This window comes from Paenibacillus rhizoryzae (assembly GCF_059686995.1).
The window spans coordinates 435,070-453,142 of the sequence record NZ_JCAALT010000005.1 but is presented as its reverse complement, the minus strand read 5'-3'; the positions used below and the strand labels follow the sequence as shown (position 1 = coordinate 453,142).

The following is an 18,073-nucleotide window of genomic DNA, read 5'->3' as shown; positions in this document are numbered from 1 at the left end:
GAAGGTATTATGCGTTACAAAGACGCTTCGCTTACAGTCTCTGAACGGGCAACTGATTTGCTTGCACATATGACGGTCGAAGAGAAGATCGGTCAGATGACCCAGCCATTCGGGTGGAAAATGTATCATAAGAGGGCTGATGGCACGATCGAGCTGGATGCTGGCTTTCAGGAGCAAATCAAGAAAGGCGGGATCGGCTCCCTCTATGGCACGCTTCGTGCTGATCCATGGACGGAAGTAACGCTGGAGAACGGCCTTTCGCCGGAGGAAGGCGCTCGCGCTGTTAACGAGATTCAGCGTTATGCGATGGAACAGTCCAGACTCGGCATTCCGATTCTGTTCGGGGAAGAGTGCTCACACGGTCATATGGCAATTGGCGCGACCGTGTTTCCGGTGCCGCTTCTGATCGGAAGCGCATGGAATGTGGATTTGTACCGCGAGATGTGCCGCGCCGTAGCACTAGAAACGCGCAGCCAAGGCGGGGCGGCTACTTATTCGCCGGTGCTCGACGTCGTACGCGATCCGCGCTGGGGCAGAACCGAGGAGTGCTTCGGCGAAGATCCGTTCATGATCGGGGAGCTGGCGGTTGCCGCTGTACAGGGATTGCAAGGGGAACGGCTTGATGGGGAAGGCAGCTTGATCGCCACGCTGAAGCATTTTGTCGGCTACGGCGCATCCGAAGGCGGACGCAACGCAGGTCCTGCCCATATGGGCAAACGGGAGCTGCATGAAGTCGATCTGCTGCCGTTTCGCAAAGGTGTCGAAGCCGGCGCGAAGTCGATTATGCCGGCTTATAACGAGATCGACGGTGTACCTTGTACGTCGAATGCCGAACTGTTAGAGCAAGTACTCCGTGAGGAATGGGGATTTGACGGGTTCGTCATCACCGATTGCGGAGCGATCAACATGCTTGCGTGGGGACATGATGTTGCCAAAGATGGCGAGGAGGCTTCGGCAATCTCGCTCAAGGCGGGCATCGACATGGAGATGTCGGGAGCGATGTTCGGCGTCCATCTTCATAACGCGCTTCTTAACGGATTAATTGAGGAAGCGGATCTGGATGTGGCCGTTCTGCGGATTCTGAAGGCGAAGTTCGAGCTTGGATTGTTCGATCGCACTTACGTTGATCCGGCTGAGGCCGCACGGATTATTGGCTGCGCAGAGCATGCTGAGCTGGCGCGCGAGGTCGCTCGTCAAGGCATCATCCTGCTGAAGAACGAAGGCGCGGCACTGCCGCTGTCCAAGGCGACAGGTGGCAAAATCGCCGTAATCGGTCCGAATGCCGATCACATCTACAACCAGCTTGGCGATTACACGTCACCGCAGCCGCGCGGGCAGATCGTGACGCTGCTTGACGGCATTAAAGCAGCGCTGGGAGAGGAAGCGCCGGAGCGTGTACGCTACGCGCCGGGCTGTAGAATTCAAGGCGATTCCACGGAAGGCTTCGCATCTGCTCTGGCTTGTGCAGAGCAAGCCGATGTCGTCATACTGGCACTCGGCGGCTCCAGTGCGCGGGACTTTGGCGAAGGCACCATCGATCTGCGCACGGGTGCATCCGTTGTGACGGAGCTTGCTTGGAGCGATATGGAATGCGGCGAAGGCATCGACCGTACCGGACTTCACTTGATGGGCGTGCAGCTTACGCTGGCCCAGGAAATTCATAAACTAGGCAAGAAACTCATTGTCGTCTATATCAACGGACGTCCGATTGTAGAGCCGTGGATCGACGAGCATGCCGACGCCATTCTGGAAGCCTGGTACCCAGGGCAAGAAGGCGGCGCGGCGCTCGCGGACATTCTGTTCGGCGACGTGAATCCGTCCGGCAGACTGACGATATCGGTGCCGAAGCATGTAGGCCAGCTGCCGGTCTACTATAACGGCAAACGCAGCCGGGGCAAGCGGTATTTGGAGATGGATGCAAAGCCGCGTTACCCGTTTGGCTTCGGACTGAGCTACACGACTTTCGAATATAGCGATCTTGCTGTATTCCCAGAGGTCATATCGCCGGATGGGAAGGCGGTCGTTACCGTGAAGGTATCCAATACCGGCGAGGTTGCCGGCACTGAGGTTGTTCAGCTCTATATCTCCGATAAAGTAAGCTCGATTACTCGGCCGGGGAAGGAACTGAAGGGCTTCGAGCGCGTGGCGCTTGAGCCGGGAGAAAGCAAAGCCGTCAGCTTCATCGTAGGCAAGGAGCATCTGCAGATGCTGGACGCGAACTTGAAGCCGTTTGTGGAAGCCGGCGAATTCCTGATGATGATCGGTAGAAACGCAGAAGACGTAATCAGCACATCCTTGCATGTGCATAGTGAGGTGTAAGGGATGTATCGCATTCATCGTTTTATTCGTAACTTGTCGGAGCGCCAATGGGCAGAAGCTTCGACCTTGCTGGATTGGGAGATGAGAAAGGTTCGCTATGGCTTGCCGGGCGAATATGAGACGCTTCCGGGCGGGGAGCCAACGATCCTGAAGGACACGCGCCTGGATGGGAAACATGGCATTACTTATTTTCTGAAGAAGCAAATCTCGATTCCTTCGCATTGGGAGGACGGGACGGCCGGTTTGGCAATGAGTGGCGGGGGCGAAGGACTGCTGCGCGTGAACGGCGCTTCTTACCAGGGGCTGGACCGCAATCATGACTTCGTTCCACTGTATCTGAAAGGCGCAGGCCGCGAGCCGCTGCTTGAGATCGAGCTGTTCGATCCCATTCCGGAGCCGGTTGATCCGCTGAACAACCAAGCGCCGGTCGTTTCGCCGGTCACGAATTATGAAGTGAAGCTGGTTCGCGTCAATAAGGCTGCGCAGAGCTTGCTCTACAGCGTTCAAGCTGTCTACGAGACGATGCGCATGCTGCCGGAGCAGGACTACAGCCGCCAGCAAATGATGGACGCGCTTTATGCGACCATGAGAGAAGCAGAGCAGTTACCGGAGGATAGCTGGCATAGCCCGGAGCTGGTTGCTGCCATTGAGCGGGGACTCCGTGATCAGATTGGTGAACGGTTCCCGGTAAATCAGGCGCAAGGTAAAATGCATATGGTCGGTCAATCGCATATCGATATTGCTTGGCTGTGGCCGGTTCGGGAGACGGTTCGCAAAGCCAGCCGCACCTTCTCGACGATGACGTCGCTGATGGAGGAATACCCGGAGTTCATCTATTCGCAAAGCCAGCCGCTCCTTTACGCGTTTGTGAAAGAGCATGATCCCGCCCTCTATACCAAAATCAAACAAGCCGTAGCGGACGATCGATGGGAGCTTGTCGGGGGCATGTGGGTCGAACCGGATCTCAACATTCCAAGCGGGGAGTCGCTTGTTCGCCAAATGTTGTACGGACAGCTCTTCTACCGCGATGAGTTCAACAAGAGCTCGGCGATCGAATGGCTGCCGGATACGTTCGGCTACTGCGCTTCCCTTCCTCAGCTGCTGAAACTGGCAGGGGTCGAATATTTCATGACCACCAAGCTGAACTGGAACGATACGAACAAATTCCCGCATGAGCTGTTCCGCTGGGTCGGCATTGACGGGACTGCTATTGTCTCATACTTGAACCATGGCATTAATGAGCATACAAGACCGAAGGATGTCGAGGAGCACTGGAGAGAATATCGCCAGAAGGATAAACTGAATGAACTGATGCTGCTGTACGGACATGGCGACGGAGGCGGCGGGGTAACGCGCGAAATGATTGAATTCGCGAAGCGCGGCCCGCTGATGCCGGGTCTTCCGACAAGCAGCTTCAGCACGGCGGCTGCCTTCTTCGAATCCGTAGAGGAAGTCTCGCAAACCTTGCCGGAGTGGCATGGAGACTTGTATCTGGAGCTGCATCGCGGCACCTTGACGACGCATGGCCGCAATAAGAGAAGCAACCGTAAAGCGGAGGTGCTGTACCGCGAAGCGGAGATTTGGAGCTCGCTGGCTCGTGCATATACGGGCGTAGACGGTCATCCGGAAGCGCTTGCCGAAGGCTGGAAGCTGATGATGCTCAACCAGTTCCATGACATTATTCCGGGCACGGCGATTACGGAAACGTATGAAACGTCAGCTGCGGAATACGAGCGGATTTTTGCGCTCGGCAACCAAGGGCTTTCGCAGGCGATGCTTACCGTCGCCGGGGAGATTGGTGCGGTCGGCGAAGGAACACCTTACGCCGTGTTCAACAGTCTTGGCTGGGAGCGCAATGAAACGCTCGTGCTGGAGGTTGGCGCACATCAGGTTGGCATCTGCGCGTTTGACGATGAGGGCCTTCGCCTGCCATGCGATCAGGTAGAGCTCGAATGCGGCAAGTTCCGGTTGTCGATTGCCGTCTCCGCTATCCCCGCTTTCGGTTATAAAACGATCTGGCTGCGGGAGTCAGCAGATGCTGGAGCGAAGCAGCGTCAGGTAAGCCAAGCTGGCGAGGCGGGTTCTCTTGACGAGTGGGAAACCGTTCATTACAAGCTGGCATTTAATGAACGCGGGGAGATCGTCCGTTGGCTGGACAAAGCGGCGAACCGTGAATTGCTGCCTAAAGGCGCGAAGGCGAATGAGCTGCAGTTCTTCCACGACAGACCGCTGTACTGGGATGCATGGGACATCGATCCTAAGTTCGAGCAGTTCAGAGCCGGCGAGGCGGAGCTGATTTCGAAGAAGCTGGTGATCTCCGGCGAATCGCTGGATATCATTCGTTTCGAATGGCGCTTGGGTGAATCGCTTATTTCGCAGGATCTGATGCTGTACCATCATCAGAAGCGGGTTGATTTCAAGACGCGCGTACAGTGGAACGAGAGCCATAAATTGCTGAAGGTCGCATTCCCTGTGGATGTCTTGAGCACGAAGGCAACCTATGAAATTCCGTTTGGCGCCATGGAGCGTCCGACGCATCGCAATACAAGCTGGGAGCAGGCGCAGTTCGAAGTCTGCGGACATCGCTGGGCGGATTTATCGGAAGGCGGCTACGGCGTCAGCTTGCTGAACGATTGCAAATACGGCTACGACGTGAAAGACGGCGTGCTGCGTCTATCCTTGCTTCGCGCTCCGAAATGGCCGGATAACACCGCCGATCAGGGCGAGCATGAGTTTACGTATTCGTTGTTCCCGCATGAACAGGATTGGCGTCAGGCCGAGGTTGTGCGAAGGGCGGCGGAACTGAATCACCCTGCGATTGCCCTTCGACTGCCGGAAAGCAACGTGTCGGCGAACGCCTTGCCGGCATCGTTCTCAATGCTGCAATTGGACAGCCGCACGGTCTTGCTTGATACCGTCAAGCCGGCAGAACGCGGTGAAGGGACGATTCTCCGTTTCTACGAATCAACGGGAAGCCGCGATCAAGTGAAAATCCAGCTGCCGGCAGGTACGAAGCGCGCGAGCATCGTCAATTTGCTTGAGGATGAAATGGAACCATGCAGCATCGGTGCTGACGGCGTACTTACGTTGTCGTTTAAGCCATACGAGATTCAAACGGTTCGCTACGAATAATCGAGCTGTTTATCAAACAAAGAAGAGCTGTCCCATATTTGGGGCAGCTCTTCTTTGTTAAGGGGAACGGTTGGTTGGTATACGAGCGAACGATCCGTATAGATCATCAATAAAGATGCAGAATAGGCAACATCTCAGCTCGCTGAGTGCTCAAAACGGCTAGATGTTGCCTAAAAGGCAACATTTCAATGCGAATTGGCGGCCAAGCGGCGATTGAAGAGGAATTTGTTGCAATCCAAGCAACATTTCATCTGCGCTGCCTCGATTATAGAAGGAATGTTGCACAACAGGCAACATTTCAAGCAGACGGGCAGATCAGCAGATTAGAACCGCAGTAGGTTTGCAAAACAGCCCAGCAGAACAACCCAGCAGAACAGCCCAGCAGAACAACAGGCAGACCAACGACCCTGCTGAGCAGGCTTGTAGATCATCCCTGCAGAGCACTCCGCGTAACGCTACCGTTTGCGAATTTCAAAAAACTCGCAGGCGTTACGGTCGTGGTAAGCGACATCGCTGACGCTGGATTGGCTGACGACGGTCGTGTCATCGAAGCGGATAATGATGCCGCCGGAATCGACGATGTGGTCGTCCTTGTAGACGCGAAGCTTATATTGGCGCTCCATCGCCTCGGTGAAATCGTCATCCGTCTGGAGACGGCGGTACAAGGCCATGAAAGGCCCTCCTTCCTTAGCTTAGGCTCCAATACTAGCAGAGAGCACGCGTTCAAAGTGATATTCCATATCTCCGGCCATGGCGGCAGGCGTATCGCCCGTAACGCGGAAATCGTGGCTGTACAGCAGCTCGAAATCGCCGAAATCAACTTGCTTATAGAACTCGAAGCAAGGGAACCCATCGTGACTGCCCTTCACTTCAACTGCACCGTTTTCTTCATGAACGGTTACTTGGAGCTCATAATCTACTGCCGGAGCAGCCGGGCGCAGCGGATTGGCGGCAGTTGCTCTCATGATGAAGGAAACCGAGGATGCGTCCCAAGTTTCATCCGAGACGGTCACGCCTTCGGCAGAGGCTTTTCCTTGCTTAAACTCCGAGATGCCGCCCGGTTTCGTCACTCGCAGCGTGGTAGAGCCTGTATTCGCATACGTGAACAGCTTGCGTTTCACGAAGTCGACGACGACTTCTTGCTCCACGCGAGATCGCCCCGTGTTCACCGCATGAGGCGTAAATTCCCGCGCATCGCCTGCATATTCGTGGATCAGGCCGGTTTCGGGGTCGGTCATGGCAGGGAGCCACTGCAAGCCGCCGATAAATACACTTCCTCTTATTTTCACAATCGAAGCCATTGTCGATTTCTCCTCGCTTTCGCCATTTGCTCCGCTTATTTTAGCATAGAAGTGACCCTAACCTTGCAGCTTGTCCGAAAAATTCACATAACTTCCAGCATTCCGGGATACAGTAACTTCTGTATGGTTCCAATATGCAGCAGGCAACATGCGAGAAGAAAGTGGTGAGCATCGAACATCATGTACAAACCAAACCGTCTTCGCCCACAAGCTTGGCTTTCTCTGTTGGCGTCGCTTGTCCTCATGCTATCCGTTGCAGGTACGGCGATGGCATCGGAAACGATTGGTGCGCCGGGGGGCCCCTATCATTTTGGGTTTAAGAAAAGCGTCGGCGGCATGCTGCCCTCGATTAGAGAAGAAGGCTTCCAGCCGATTCTGGAGCAGCATGGGGCGATTTTCCTTGGCGATACGAAACAAAGAGAGCTGTATCTGACCTTCGATAACGGCTATGAGAATGGCTTCACAGGCCGCATCCTGGATGTGTTGAAGGAGAAGGGCGTTCCGGCCATCTTCTTCGTAACGGGCCATTATGTGAAGGACAAGCCGGAGCTGGTGAAGCGCATGGTCGCGGAAGGCCATCTGGTCGGAAATCATTCGTGGAGCCACCCGGATATGAGCGTTATTCCGAGCAGCCAGATCCAAACGGAGCTCGCCAAAGTGAAGACGGCCGTAGCAGAGCTGACCGGGCAGCAGGAGATGCAGTATCTTCGTCCGCCGCGGGGGATTTTCAATAGTCGAGTACTCGCCGTTAGCAAGGAGCAAGGGTATACGAGTGTGTTCTGGTCGATCGCTTATCGCGATTGGGAGCCGACGGCGCAGCGAGGCTGGCGTTACGCCTACGATAACGTCATGAAGCAGCTTCATCCGGGAGCCGTCATTCTGCTGCACAGTGTGTCCAAAGACAACACGGAAGCCCTCCCGCAAATCATCGACGCGGCAAGGCAGCAAGGCTACACCTTTAAGCCGCTCAATGAGCTGGAGACCAAGAGTTATTAACCGTAAATATAAAGTAAATGAGAAGAGAGGTGCCGAGCCGGTGCCTCTCTTTTATTTTGTCGACAAACAGAGGATGTTATCGAATTATGTCGAATATTGGATGTGAATATAGTTGAAATCGACAGCAGGACGGTGAGCATAAATGATAAAAGATTTGGTTGTTAACGCAGCTTTCATGACCATGATCACCTTTTTCTCCAGCAGGCTGTTTGCAACGAATAGAACATATAGCAAGTGGAAAGAAATCCTCAGATTAGGCATTGTACAAGGAATTCTTGGCTGTATTCTGGTGTACTACGGCGTCCGTTTGACCGATAGCATTGTTATCGATTTACGGTATGTGCCGGTCTTGATGGCAACTTACTTCGGAGGATTTTGGGCTGCGGCTATAGCGGGAGCTTTAGTTATTCTGTACCGGATGACGGTGTCACCGTTAGGAATTGGCACCATCACTGCGTTCGTGACGATGCTCGTATACGTAGGCGGAGTTGGATTCATTATGCTGCGCGTCAAAAGCCTCTTTCGCCAGTGGATATATGCCACCCTGTTCAGCGAAATTGCTTTCCTAATTATCGGGACGCAGATGATTCACATTCCGGTGAAGATTCTGATGATTCTCAGCTTCGCCAATACATTAGGCTGTTACGCCATGATTTATTTCCGGTCTTATCTGATCCGCGCGAGCGAGCTGGAGCAGAAGAATCTTCGGGCAAGCGAGGAGCTTCATCGCCTGCTGCATCTCCAATCCGGGATGACGGCGAAGATTATCCGGGACAGCCGCGGCGATTACCGCTATTCCTTAATTGAAGGGCAGCTGCTGCACAAACAAGGCTGGAAGGATGTCGAGATAACGGGTAAGCGACTGAACGACTTGGAAGGACTGTCGCAGGAGCATTTTGAAATGGTGGCGGCCATTTACGATCGTGCATTCCGAGGTGAGGAAGTCAGGTACGAGTCCGGCTTCAATGGGTTTCGGACATTTAATATTGTGCAGCCGATCTATCAGGACGGACAAGTCGCGGAGATCATTCTCTCCAGCACCGATATTACCAATTGGAGGCAAGCGGAAGACGAGCTGCGCGAGAGCGAGGAGCGCTACCGGACCATCGTAGAGAATTCCAACGATATCTTCATTGCGTTCAACGGGGATGGGACGATACTATCGGTTAACGCGAAACTGGCTAAGCTGCTGGATCTGGGTATGGATGGGATTGAGGGCAAGCGGCTCACGGATTTGGTGCGCATCGGCAAAGAGGAAGAATGGGAACGGAATTTCCGCGAAGGGGTCGAAACGAAGGAGATGCGGCGGTTTGAGCTGGAACTATATTTCGAGAATCGATCCCCGCGAAGCTTCTCCGTCACGATTCTGCCTATGACCGTGAAAGGGAAGACGAGAATCAAGGTCACCTTCCATGATCTGACCGATTGGAAACTCAAACGCGAGGCCGACGGGGCTAACAAAGCGAAGAGTCAGTTCCTGGCCCAGATGAGCCATGAGATTCGGACGCCGATCAATGCCATTCTGGGCCTTAATTATTTGCTGCAGAAAACGGAGCTCTCGGACAGACAGAAGGACTATGTGAACAAATCGATCCTATCGACGAGAAGCTTGCTTAATATTATCGACGACATTTTGGATTTCTCCAAGATCGAAGCAAACAAGATTGTGCTGGAGCAGATCGCTTTTGACTTATATGAGGTTATTCATGATCTCTCTAATATTGTGGCTGTAAAAGCGTACGAGAAGGAGCTAAAGCTGCATTTCGCGATTGATCACCGTGTACCGCAAATGCTGAGCGGCGATCCGCTGCGCTTGAAGCAGATCCTCCTTAACCTCGTTAATAATGCCGTTAAATTTACGCATCAAGGAGAAATTGCGATCGCCATCGATTTCGTGGGACGCAGTGAGCATGACGTTACGCTGCATTTTGCAGTGAGAGATACAGGCATAGGCATCAGCGCTGAGCAGCAGCAGAAGCTGTTCCATAACTTTACGCAGGCAGATATGTCGACTACGCGGCGGTACGGCGGGACGGGGCTTGGACTTGTCATCAGTCAGAAATTCGTCGAGCTGATGAACGGGAAGCTTGAGGTTGAAAGCACGCCGGGCGTAGGGAGCTGCTTCTCCTTCATGGCCGAGTTCAGAAGTACGGATGCTCCGGTTATGCGGCAGGGGCTGGAGCTCGATATGAAGTTTCTGCGCGTGCTGCTCATATGCGATAATCCGGAGATGCAGCAGGTGCTGCGTAACCAGCTGGAGCAATTTAAGTTTATTGTCAGCTTGGCTGCATCGGAGCAGGAAGCGATCTATAACATCTCCATGCATAACCGTTATGACTTGATTATGGTGGATTGGAAGCTGCAGGCCGGGGATGCGGTGCAGCTTGCGGAACGGATCAAACGGGATTTGCCGGGCAAATCGCAGGCTATTGTGCTTACGAGCGCCTATCACGAGATGGAGCTGCAAAGAGGCGTACCGTCACCGGCAATCGAGAAGGTACTCTTCTATCCGATCAGCCAGTCGCATCTGTTCGATGAAGTGATTTCGCTGATTAAGCCGCAAGCTGGCGTAAAGCTGCTCGAGACGGAAAATGTCGAGTTTGCCGAGAAGTACGCGCTGCTGCGCGGTGCTTCCGTGCTGCTTGTGGAGGATAATGCGATCAATCAGCTTGTAGCGATGGAGCTGCTCAAGGGAATGGGGATGCTCATCGATGTCGTCGATAACGGCGAGGAAGCGGTGAACAGCGTGCGCGGCAAGCAATACGATGTTATTCTGATGGATTTGCAGATGCCGATTATGGATGGCTATGAGTCGACAAGGCTCATCCGCCGGATCGAGCATGCGAAGCAGACACCGATTATTGCGATGACGGCCGATGCGATGAAAGGCGTGCAGGAAGAGGTACTTGAGGCGGGGATGGACTATTATTTGACCAAGCCGTTTGATCCGGCTTTGATTTACACGGTGCTGCTGCAATCTTTGCAGAAAATAGCCTAGTCCGGCGGGAGAATTGGGAATAATTCACCACTAAAGATGAGCGGCTGATGATATACTTTGTTGTATAGTTGGTCATTTTACTGAGCGAGGTGAGTAAGGAATGAGTATAGCAAAGCAAGCAGACACTTCCCGCTTAGAGCAGCCCTACTCGGAGCGGCAGCTTGGCCTAACGGAGCTTACGCCTTCCTACCGGGTTGACCTAAGACCGCACAAAGATAAGGCGTACGAGCGCTTTATCCGGGTGAATACGGTGAAGGATTGGTCGCAGCTGACCTGGGAGCGGGTAGGCAAGCCGTACGAGGTGCGGACGATGTCGGAAACCCGTAAGCAGTGGGAGCAAGAGCATGAGAAAGCGATGGATGCGAAGACATCGTGGACGTATTTTAACAAAGCCTTTCATGAGTGGTTCGATAAGGACATTCCCAAGGAAATCGGCAGCGAGCAGTCTGCGTTTCTCAAGAGTCTCGCCACGTTCAAGCCTTCGGAAATCAGTGCGGCCTTGGGCGATGTAGCCCGCATTCATTTTTGGAATTATGTGCACCGCATTCAAGATGGCGTCTGGGACCCGCGCGGCAAACGATCTTTGTTTGAAGGACTGAATGTCACGCGTCCGCGCATTCTGTTTCTCGGTGCGGCGGAGGGATATGAAGCGATGCAGCTGGCGGCGCTCTATCCGGGAGCCGAGGTTGTGCTGGTCGACTATGACGCGTATTGCAAAACCGTTCGTCACGGCGAGTTTCCCGATTCTTATCCGTTTCTAGGCTCAAGCTCATCTACGGGCGGAGCGAAGGTATATTATAAATCTGATTTCAATATCGAATACGTGGTCGATGACATTCGGAATCTATCGTTTGGCAAGACGTTTGATATTGTGCTTTCGGTCGGCTTGCTGGAGCATTTCCCGGATACCTACAAACCGGAGGTTGTCGATTGGCACCGCAGATTCCTCAAAGACGGCGGCTATGCGATCTTCACAACACCGCGCAACCAATGGAAAAGCAGGCTGTTCTACGTCATAATGGCCGATATTATGAATCACACGTATCGCGAGCTGATGACGGTGGAGCAGATGGGCTTATATATATACGAGAATGGCTTCGACATTATCCGCCATGGCTACATCAAGGCGCACAATGCGGTCATTGCACAGGCACGCTAAGGCGTCTGCTTCTTTGTTACGAATTCGTGTAAGCACTTACAATCGGGAGCCGGCCTCGTCCGGCAGACCGGGAGAGCAGGGATATCATGGCTTCCTTTGAACAACTGTTGAAACGGCAGCAGGCTTGGTTTCAGACGGGCGCAAGCCGAGGTTATGCGTTTCGCATGGCGCAGCTGCAGAAATTGAAACAAGCCGTAGTGGAGCGCGAGGCTGCGATTATTGCAGCGCTCCACACGGATCTAAATAAGAGCGAGCATGAAGCGTACACGCTGGAGATAGGCCCCTTCTACACCGAGATCAACTTCGCGATGAAACATCTGAAGAAATGGATGAAGCCGAAGCGGGTCAAGACGCCGTCTACGCATCTGGGCAGCAAAAGTTATGTCATGCCGGATCCGCTTGGTGCATCGCTCATCATCGCCCCCTGGAATTATCCCTTCAATCTCACGTTGGTTCCTCTTATAGGCGCTATCGCCGCAGGCAATACCGCCGTATTGAAGCCATCCGAGCTATCGCAGGCGATGACATCGCTAATTGCCGCAATAATCGCCGATAGTTTCCAGCCTGACTATATCGCTGTCGTTGAAGGCGGAGTAGAGGCGAGCCGCGAATTGCTGGCGCTGCCTTTCGACCATATCTTCTTCACCGGCGGCGTAGAAGTCGGCAAGTCGGTGATGGCCGCAGCCGCGAAGCATCTGACTCCTGTTACCTTGGAGCTCGGAGGCAAGTCGCCGTGCATTGTGCATCATGACGCGTCTATTGCTCTTGCGGCAAGGCGGATTGCATTCGGGAAGTTTCTTAATAGCGGGCAGACCTGCCTCGCACCTGACTATTTGCTTGTGCATCACAGCGTGAAGGATGAGCTGCTTGCCGCTATTCATCAATCTGTGACTGCGTTCTACGGCGAGGCGCCTTTGGAGCATCCGGACTATGGCGCGATCATCACTCGCCGCCACTACGATCGGCTTCGCGCGTTTATTGCGGATGGCACGGCTGCCATCGGCGGAGGGACGGATGACGTGAAGCTGCGCATCGCGCCGACGGTGCTCGAGGATGTTGCCTGGGATTCCCCGATCATGCAGGAAGAAATCTTCGGACCGATCCTGCCTGTGTTCACGTATGATGACCCGCGCGAGGTGGTAGCGATCGTGAATGCGCGGCCCAAACCGCTGGCGCTGTATGTTTTCAGCAAGGATCAAGCGGTGCAGCAGCTGTTTACGGGGAATATCTCCTTCGGCGGCGGCTGCATCAACGATACGCTGCTGCATATCGGAACACCGTATTTGCCATTTGGCGGGGTAGGCCACAGCGGAACAGGCAGCTATCACGGCGAGCAAAGCTTCCGGACGTTCTCCCATATGAAGAGTGTGCTGAAGCAGACAACATGGTTTGATTTCCCTTTCCGTTACCCGTCTGCCAAGAATGGGCTCAAGTTTATTCGCATGCTAATGAAGCCTTAGGCGAAAGAGGATGTGCAGCCGCGACTATGAAGGATACCTATTCGTATTACAAAACGGTTCTTGAAGGCGTTCCGATGCCGTATGCATTCGTAGATTTGGATATGCTGGATCGCAACATCGCGGCTATTGCGCGGGCTGCGGGAAGCAAGAAGGTGCGGATCGCGAGCAAATCGATCCGCTGCCCGGAGGTGATGCGGCGGATTCTGGCCGGCAGTCCGGTCTATCAAGGGATCATGTGCTACACCGCCGATGAAGCGGCGATGCTCGTGCGCGAGGGCTTCGATGATCTGCTGCTTGGTTACCCGCAGTGGCAGCCGGATCGAATTGCTGAGCTGGTGAAGGCAATCGGGGAGGGTCGCTCGATTACGTTTATGGTCGACAGTGCCGAGCATGTGCAGCAGATGGAGCGGATTGCCGCAGAACAAGGAGTCGTCGTCCCGTTATGTCTGGATATCGATATGTCGGCGGATTATCCGGGATTGCACTTTGGCGTCTGGCGGTCCCCATTATCGAGCTGGGAACAAGTGCGTCCTGTTGCGGAGCTCATTCTCTCCTCTGCGTGGCTTAAGCTGGACGGCATTATGGGCTATGAGGCGCAAATTGCCGGTCTTGGCGATAATTTGCCCGGCAAACGGCTGAAGAACAGCGTGATCCGCTGGCTGAAGAAACGCTCGATCGCCGAAGTAGCAAAGCGGCGACGCGAAGTGGTGGAGGGCCTCGAAGCGAGGGGGGCGAAGCTCCGGTTCGTGAATGCCGGCGGCACCGGCAGCATGGACAGCTCGCGGCTGGAAGCATGCGTGACCGAGATTACGGCAGGCTCAGGGTTCTATGCGCCGGGCTTGTTTGACGGGTACGCGGGGTTTCGCTATGAGCCTGCGGCGGGCTATGCGGTGGAGGTTGTGCGCCGTCCAAGGCCGGATATTATCACCTGTATGGGGGGCGGTTACACAGCCTCCGGGGCAGTTGGCATTGAGAAGCAGGCGCAGGTGTATTTGCCGGAGGGGCTGGAGTTGTTTCCTCTTGAGGGGGCAGGCGAAGTGCAAACGCCCCTGCGCGTTCTAAAGAACGGGATTGCGCCCGCGATTGGCGACCCGGTCTACTTCCGTCATGCCAAAGCAGGCGAGCTGTGCGAGCGGTTCTTGCTCATGGTTGCCGTGTCGAATGGGCAAATCGTCGGCGAATATGCAACCTATCGCGGAATGGGGGCTTGTTTTCTATGAATGGACATGCGGCGATGCGCGTAGCGTGGTCGAATTGGTCAGGCTCCGTACAGGCAACACCGAGTGTGATTCTGTATCCAGAATCGATAGAGGCGGTCGTCGATATCGTTCGATCGTGCAGGCGCGAGGGGAGGAAGCTCCGGGTTGTCGGAACGGGGCATTCGTTTACGCCAATTGCGGCTTCCGGCGATGTGCTTGTTTCACTAGACCGGATGCAAGGTTTGGTTGAGGTCGACACCGGAGCTGAGACGGCGACGGTCTGGGCCGGTACGAAGCTGAAATTGCTTGGCGATCTGCTGTTTAAGCAGGGTCTGGCACAGGAGAACCTTGGCGACATTGACGTCCAATCCATTGCAGGTGCAATAAGCACAGGCACGCATGGTACGGGCCGGGCATTCGGCAACATAGCGACGCAGGTTATTGGGCTGACGCTTGTAACCGGGAGCGGCGAGGTCGTCGAATGCTCGATGGAGTCCCATCCGGAGACGTTTCGAGGGATGCAGGTCTCGCTAGGTGCACTTGGCATACTGGTGCAGGTGAAGCTGAGACTTCGTTCGGCATTCAAAATGCGCTACGAGAGCAAGCGGGCGAAGCTGACGGAAAGCTTGACGCAGCTGTCAACGCTTGCTGATTCGCACCGTCATTTCGAGATGTACTGGTTCCCCTATGCGGAGTCGTGTCAGCTCAAAATCATGAATGAAACGTCCGAGCCTGTCACGCCGCGGCGGGTAGGCGATTATATCAGCGATGTGGTGCTTGAGAACGGCGCATTCGGTCTGCTCTCGGGACTGTGCCGCCGGATTCCGAAGCTGTGCAGATCCGTGAGCCGATTCTCTGCGGCGCAGTTCCCTCAGTTCAGTAAGGTGTCGTATAGCCATCGTCTGTTCGCGACGCAGCGTCTCGTGCGTTTCAACGAAATGGAATACAACTTGCCTGCGGAGGCTATGCCGGCAGTCATCGAAGAGATGCGTGCGGTTATGGAGCAGGAGCGGTTCGCGGTTCATTTTCCGATTGAATGCCGGTATGCCAAAGGGGATGAGATCTGGCTGAGTCCTGCTTATGGCCGGGATTCTGCCTATATTGCCGTACATATGTATAAAGGGATGCCGTATGGGACTTATTTTGCGGCTATGGAGAAGATCTTCCTCCGTCACGGAGGAAGGCCGCACTGGGGCAAAATGCATTCCCTTCGCGCGTCGCAGCTGCAGGAGCTCTATCCGATGTGGGACGCATTCGTCCGTCTGCGGGAACAGTACGATCCGGATGGCGTGCTGCTGAATCCTTATCTGGAGAAGCTGTTTGGCGTTCCGGAGCTGTCGTTATGACGGGGGGCACGCGCTGGTCCGTTATCGCTGCTTATGCGGGGTTAGTGGCTGTCACTCAGCTGCTGTGGGTGACTTTTACGCCCATTACAACAGATGCCTCCGAATACTGGGGGGTATCTGTAGATGCCGTTGGGTGGCTGTCACTAGTCTTTCCGCTTGTCTATGTTCTGTTATCTATACCATTTGGCCTCGCATCGGATCGCAGCTTCCGCGGTGCACTTGCTTGGGGTGCCGGACTTACCGTAGCCGGTGCGCTAATCCGGGTCGTACCCGGTTATGAATATGCGCTTGCCGGGCAGTTCGTCATCGCCGTAGGTCAGCCTCTGGTGCTCAATGCTGTAAACAAAATGGCGGTGCTTTTTGCGGCACCGCCCAAACGTCCAATTGCCATTGCGGCCGGCACAGCCAGCTTATTTGTAGGCATTATGATTTCCAATGTGACGGTGCCTTTTCTGCTGGGATGGGGCGGAATGCCTGCCGTCCTGTGGACGCAGGCGATGATTAGTGCAGTCGCTTGCTTGGCGCTGCTGATGACGCTTCGCAAGACACCCTTGTATGAAGGGGCGACGGATACAGAGCCGGCTCCTGCGCTTCGTACCTTGAAGGCGCTGTGGTCGCAGCGGTGGGTTCGGTTGTTTAGCTTGCTCCTATTCGCAGGCTTCGGCATTTTCATTACGCTGGCGACATGGCTCGAAGTATTGGCGGATGCAATCGGTTACAACTCGGTGCAGGTCGGAACAGGCCTTGGACTCATGACGGCGGCTGGTATTATCGGGGCGGCGGTGCTGCCGGACTTCGCAATGCGCGGGAATCGTGCACGAAACGTGCTTGTGCTGTCACTCGCGGTCAGCGCGATACTGCTTGTGTTCCTTGCGACAGGGATGCCGACTTGGCTGTTTATGTCGCTGCTGGCATTAGCCGGTCTACTGCTGCTGGCGGACTTGCCTATTGTGCTTTCGTTTGCCGAGGCCAAAGCGGAGCCGCGCACTGCAGGCGCAATAACGGGGCTGCTGCTCTTGTTCGGCAATATGGGCGGCATCGTATTATCTCTGCTCGTGCAGCTGCTGCTCGATGAACGCGTTCTGGCAATCGGCGCTCTAGCGGTCGTAACGGTCATCATTGTCCCCTTTGCCCTTCAATTTCCGGGGAAATCAAAACCAAACAAATAATGAGCGAAACAAGCCGCGTTTACGCGCAGGCGATGGGACAGAGACCGGCACTTCTATAGCTGCTGCGGTTTCGGCGGCGTATGGAGGTATGCTCAAGGGCGGAATTGGCTGCTTGGCATATTCGATTGCTGCGCTCAGATGATCAATCATCTTGCGCAGCTCCTCCAGCTCGGAGCGATGCTGCAAAATTTGCGCAGCGACGACCTCGTCGGCCTTCTGTTCAAGCCTGCGCTCGACCTGAACCAAGCGGCAGCGAAGCTCGGAGTCCTGCGCTTCTGATGCGGCAGCCACTTGCTCGTTGTAGCCGTGGGGGACGGACTGCTGACCGGAATCGTCGGTCTGTACTTCTGAACCCAATAGGCTTAGGCGTTCCGGCTTCTGCTCGGGTTCCGGCAACACGATCATATCCATCGTTTCTCCGCGTTCAAGCGATTCTTTGATATAAGCGAGCATCGACAGGTCACCGGGCGAGAAGACATAATGGCCGAATCGATCCTTTTGAAAATAATGAGGGAAGTGGGAAGCCCAGCGTTTGACCGTGGTTTGACTGACGTTCAACGACTCAGCTGCGTCCTTGCTTTTGACAAGTTCCATTCCTATCACTCCGTTCGGGTGGAATGCATAGGTAATTCGCGCTCTCGCAACCACTCCCTGCAAGGGCGACAAAGGAAGTGCTCATTCGCTAAACAAAGTGGTTTTACGCGTCATCTCGCGCATCCGCGGCAGGTGCCGTTCGTCAAGTTTCCCGTTGATTTCGGCACTCTCGCTCAGGGGGCGAGGTCTCCGAGATAAGGAGGCATCACGGGAACAAGAGGATATCTAGTTGATCTACATTGGCTCGATTTCTGCAAAACGAGAGCAAGAGGATCCCTAGGTGATCTACATTGTTGCGAGTTCAGTGAAGCGAGCGCAAGTAGTTCCTTGTGTGATCTACATTGCCGCGCGTCCCCCAACCAACCGCCATTAAAACACAAAAAAGCCGAGAGCCCCAACC

At 54.6% G+C, this 18,073-nt stretch carries 12 protein-coding genes; 9 read left to right on the top strand and 3 right to left on the bottom strand.

All coding sequences use genetic code 11. The annotated features are described in order from the left end of the window. Nucleotides 1–9 precede the first annotated feature (9 nt). Nucleotides 10–2,319, top strand: a complete 2,310-nt coding sequence (locus AC6ESO_RS17455; protein ID WP_497092463.1) for a glycoside hydrolase family 3 N-terminal domain-containing protein — start codon at nt 10–12, stop codon at nt 2,317–2,319. A gap of 3 nt (nt 2,320–2,322) precedes the next feature. Further along, a complete protein-coding gene (locus AC6ESO_RS17450) occupies nt 2,323–5,451 on the top strand; it encodes an alpha-mannosidase (RefSeq protein ID WP_497092462.1) in 3,129 nt (1,042 codons plus the stop codon). A gap of 455 nt (nt 5,452–5,906) precedes the next feature. On the opposite strand, the gene AC6ESO_RS17445 is transcribed toward AC6ESO_RS17450, so the two are convergent. Both AC6ESO_RS17445 and AC6ESO_RS17440 read right to left on the bottom strand, forming a co-directional pair. Continuing rightward, entirely contained in the window at nt 5,907–6,122 is a 216-nt protein-coding gene (locus AC6ESO_RS17445) for a hypothetical protein (RefSeq protein ID WP_494821356.1), read from the bottom strand. 21 nt (nt 6,123–6,143) lie between these two features. Beyond that, nucleotides 6,144–6,752 carry a DUF3238 domain-containing protein gene (locus AC6ESO_RS17440; protein ID WP_497092461.1) on the bottom strand — a complete coding sequence of 203 codons (609 nt, stop codon included), beginning with the start codon at nt 6,750–6,752 and terminating at the stop codon, nt 6,144–6,146. A gap of 180 nt (nt 6,753–6,932) precedes the next feature. Here AC6ESO_RS17440 and pdaA point away from each other — a divergent pair, with 180 nt between their 5' ends. From pdaA to AC6ESO_RS17405, 7 genes are all read left to right on the top strand, one after another. Next, nucleotides 6,933–7,748 (top strand): delta-lactam-biosynthetic de-N-acetylase, encoded by an 816-nt coding sequence (pdaA, locus tag AC6ESO_RS17435; protein WP_497092460.1) that lies wholly within the window; start codon nt 6,933–6,935, stop codon nt 7,746–7,748. Nucleotides 7,749–7,890: 142 nt separating this feature from the next. Beyond that, nucleotides 7,891–10,746: a response regulator gene (locus AC6ESO_RS17430; protein WP_497092459.1), complete on the top strand. Its 2,856-nt coding sequence runs from the start codon at nt 7,891–7,893 to the stop codon at nt 10,744–10,746. Nucleotides 10,747–10,846: 100 nt separating this feature from the next. Beyond that, the gene (locus tag AC6ESO_RS17425) at nt 10,847–11,905 is read left to right on the top strand and encodes a class I SAM-dependent methyltransferase (protein ID WP_497092458.1); all 1,059 of its coding nucleotides are present in this window, start codon (nt 10,847–10,849) and stop codon (nt 11,903–11,905) included. A gap of 86 nt (nt 11,906–11,991) precedes the next feature. After that, entirely contained in the window at nt 11,992–13,365 is a 1,374-nt protein-coding gene (locus tag AC6ESO_RS17420; RefSeq protein ID WP_497092457.1) for an aldehyde dehydrogenase, read from the top strand. A gap of 26 nt (nt 13,366–13,391) precedes the next feature. Further along, nucleotides 13,392–14,585, top strand: a complete 1,194-nt coding sequence (locus AC6ESO_RS17415; protein WP_497092456.1) for an amino acid deaminase/aldolase — start codon at nt 13,392–13,394, stop codon at nt 14,583–14,585. Then, a complete protein-coding gene (locus AC6ESO_RS17410) occupies nt 14,582–15,910 on the top strand; it encodes a D-arabinono-1,4-lactone oxidase (protein WP_497092455.1) in 1,329 nt (442 codons plus the stop codon). Before AC6ESO_RS17415 ends, AC6ESO_RS17410 begins: the two co-directional genes overlap by 4 nt. Continuing rightward, on the top strand, nt 15,907–17,079 hold the full coding sequence (locus AC6ESO_RS17405; RefSeq protein ID WP_497092454.1) for an MFS transporter: 1,173 nt from the start codon (nt 15,907–15,909) through the stop codon (nt 17,077–17,079). Before AC6ESO_RS17410 ends, AC6ESO_RS17405 begins: the two co-directional genes overlap by 4 nt. Here the strand turns inward: AC6ESO_RS17405 and AC6ESO_RS17400 are convergent. After that, nucleotides 17,062–17,673: a MerR family transcriptional regulator gene (locus AC6ESO_RS17400; RefSeq protein WP_497092453.1), complete on the bottom strand. Its 612-nt coding sequence runs from the start codon at nt 17,671–17,673 to the stop codon at nt 17,062–17,064. The two genes, AC6ESO_RS17405 and AC6ESO_RS17400, sit on opposite strands and share 18 nt — an antisense overlap. Between the last annotated feature and the right edge of the window lie 400 nt (nt 17,674–18,073).

Bases quoted from the DNA above. Each gene is read 5' to 3' on its own strand.
- AC6ESO_RS17450 (WP_497092462.1), top strand. From the start codon at position 2,323: ATGTATCGCATTCATCGTTTTATTCGTAACTTGTCGGAGCGCCAATGG.
- AC6ESO_RS17455 (WP_497092463.1), top strand. From the start codon at position 10: ATGCGTTACAAAGACGCTTCGCTTACAGTCTCTGAACGGGCAACTGAT.
- AC6ESO_RS17440 (WP_497092461.1), bottom strand. From the start codon at position 6,752: ATGGCTTCGATTGTGAAAATAAGAGGAAGTGTATTTATCGGCGGCTTG.
- AC6ESO_RS17410 (WP_497092455.1), top strand. From the start codon at position 14,582: ATGAATGGACATGCGGCGATGCGCGTAGCGTGGTCGAATTGGTCAGGC.
- AC6ESO_RS17430 (WP_497092459.1), top strand. From the start codon at position 7,891: ATGATAAAAGATTTGGTTGTTAACGCAGCTTTCATGACCATGATCACC.
- AC6ESO_RS17445 (WP_494821356.1), bottom strand. From the start codon at position 6,122: ATGGCCTTGTACCGCCGTCTCCAGACGGATGACGATTTCACCGAGGCG.
- AC6ESO_RS17405 (WP_497092454.1), top strand. From the start codon at position 15,907: ATGACGGGGGGCACGCGCTGGTCCGTTATCGCTGCTTATGCGGGGTTA.
- AC6ESO_RS17420 (WP_497092457.1), top strand. From the start codon at position 11,992: ATGGCTTCCTTTGAACAACTGTTGAAACGGCAGCAGGCTTGGTTTCAG.
- AC6ESO_RS17425 (WP_497092458.1), top strand. From the start codon at position 10,847: ATGAGTATAGCAAAGCAAGCAGACACTTCCCGCTTAGAGCAGCCCTAC.
- AC6ESO_RS17415 (WP_497092456.1), top strand. From the start codon at position 13,392: ATGAAGGATACCTATTCGTATTACAAAACGGTTCTTGAAGGCGTTCCG.
- pdaA (WP_497092460.1), top strand. From the start codon at position 6,933: ATGTACAAACCAAACCGTCTTCGCCCACAAGCTTGGCTTTCTCTGTTG.
- AC6ESO_RS17400 (WP_497092453.1), bottom strand. From the start codon at position 17,673: ATGGAACTTGTCAAAAGCAAGGACGCAGCTGAGTCGTTGAACGTCAGT.